The sequence below is a fragment of the Anaerotruncus sp. 1XD42-93 genome, assembly GCF_009917605.1.
Taxonomy (GTDB): domain Bacteria; phylum Bacillota; class Clostridia; order Oscillospirales; family Ruminococcaceae; genus Anaerotruncus.
On record NZ_QZEG01000245.1, the window covers coordinates 1 to 521 of the forward strand.

Annotated in this window: 1 protein-coding gene; it reads left to right on the plus strand. The window is 58.2% G+C overall.

Going from position 1 to position 521, the window contains the following annotated elements:
- On the plus strand, positions 1–521 hold a 521-nt coding region (locus D5269_RS18260), incomplete at both ends, for a class I SAM-dependent methyltransferase (protein WP_147408106.1).

Below are 521 nucleotides of genomic sequence, written 5' to 3' on the forward strand. Positions count from 1 at the left end.
GTAGACGGCTTTGAGCGCACCGACCACCCGGACGATTTCTTTGACCTGGCGGTGGGCAACGTCCCCTTTGGCAGCTATCAGGTGCATGACAAGCGGTACGACCGCCAGAACCTGATGATTCACGATTATTTCATCACCAAAACGCTGGACAAGGTGCGTCCCGGCGGCATTGTGGCCTTTATCACCACCAAAGGCACGATGGACAAGAAAAACAGCAAAGTGCGGGAGGCGCTGGCGCAAAAAGCCGATTTATTAGGCGCAGTCCGCCTGCCCAGCAATGCGTTCAAGGCCAACGCCGGAACCGAAGTCACCACGGACATCCTCTTTTTCCAGAAGCGCGACCGCATCCCGGAAAAACTCCCGGAATGGGTGGAGGCCGGGCAGACGGAGGACGGCATCCCCCTGAACCGCTACTATTTGGAACACCCGGAAATGGTGCTGGGGACAATGACAATGGGGCGCAGTATGTACGGCAGCGAAACCGAAACCTCCTGCCAGCCCATCCCCGGCGCAGACCTTTC